The following is a 1143-nucleotide window of genomic DNA, read 5'->3' as shown; positions in this document are numbered from 1 at the left end:
AACCGCCGCCTGCATGGCAGGTGGGTGAGCTTCCTGGAACGACGTAAGCGACCTGTGACGGCCAATGTCGCGGTCGCGCGTGAACTGGCCGGCTGGTGCTGGTCGCTGGCTGTCATGGACGACTGACCGCCACCTAATCTGCTTCCTCACGAGGTCCGTGGTGGCAAGCGCGTGGATCGACCCGCGACACACCTATGAGCAGCCCTCTGCGGCGACGCTCGATGCTAGACACGCGGATGCGATCCAGCCGAAACACCGTCCTGCGGTAGCCAATCCGCGTATATCAGTCTGACCGCGCGTCGCCAACGACACGCTCACCACACAGACTCGCTGAAGAAGCAACGAGGCGCCGTCGGGGTAGCTCCCCGGCGGCGCCTCACCCTGCCCCCTTGACAAAGTTCTCTACATATCAGGTGTACTGACCTGAGAGGTTAGGTACGCGGCTGGCGGGTGGTTGGCCGCCGAGTGCGGTGTGGCCGCGTTGGTGATTGTAGGTGTGGAGCCATCGGGGGAACTCGGCGCAGCGTTCGGCGTCGCTGGTGTAGAGCCGGGCGTAGGCCCATTCGTCGGCCAGGGTCCGGTGAAATCTCTCCACTTTGCCGTTGGTTTGCGGGCGATAGGGTCGGGTCCGGCGGTGCTCGATGTCGCCAAGGGCGTCGTTGAAGGCGTGTGATCGGTAGCAGGACCCGTTGTCGGTCAAGACCGTTCGCACCCTGAATCCGCCGGATTCGTTGAACCAGGCGTTGGCCCGCAGCCAGAACGCTGCGGCGGTGTCTTTGCGCTCGTCGCCGAGTAATTCGGAGTAGGCCAATCGTGAGTGGGCGTCGATCGCGGTGTGCAAGAAGTGGTAGCCGCGTAGTGGATGGTGGTTCTTGTTGCGCTGCCCTGAGCTCTTATCGGCTTGGGCGTTGCGGTTACCGATGGCGCGGCCGAGCATGCGCCAGCCGCCACCGGCGGGGATCTTGCCCAGTTTCTTGACATCGACGTGGACCAGATCGCCGCAGTGCGCCGATTCCATTCGTCGGATAACACGCCCGGTCGCGCGGTCGAGCCACGTGAGCTTGGCTGTCCGTGGCCATGAAAAAGTACCCACTGGTGGCCACGTAGAAGTCCCCGCTGGTGGCCAGATAAAAGTACCCACCC

At 63.6% G+C, this 1143-nt stretch carries 2 pseudogenes; one reads left to right on the top strand and one right to left on the bottom strand.

The window, feature by feature from the left end:
- Positions 1-126: pseudogene (locus AWC18_RS21965) on the top strand (IS110 family RNA-guided transposase); the annotation flags it as partial.
- A 283-nt stretch (positions 127-409) separates the two neighbouring features.
- Here the strand turns inward: AWC18_RS21965 and AWC18_RS07330 are convergent.
- Positions 410-1066: pseudogene (locus tag AWC18_RS07330) on the bottom strand (IS481 family transposase); the annotation flags it as partial.
- Between the last annotated feature and the right edge of the window lie 77 nt (positions 1067-1143).

The sequence above is a fragment of the Mycolicibacter nonchromogenicus genome, assembly GCF_002101775.1.
GTDB classification, from domain to species: Bacteria; Actinomycetota; Actinomycetes; order Mycobacteriales; family Mycobacteriaceae; genus Mycobacterium; species Mycobacterium nonchromogenicum.
The sequence above is the reverse complement of the archived record's forward strand: the minus strand, read 5'-3'. Positions and strand labels throughout refer to the sequence as shown.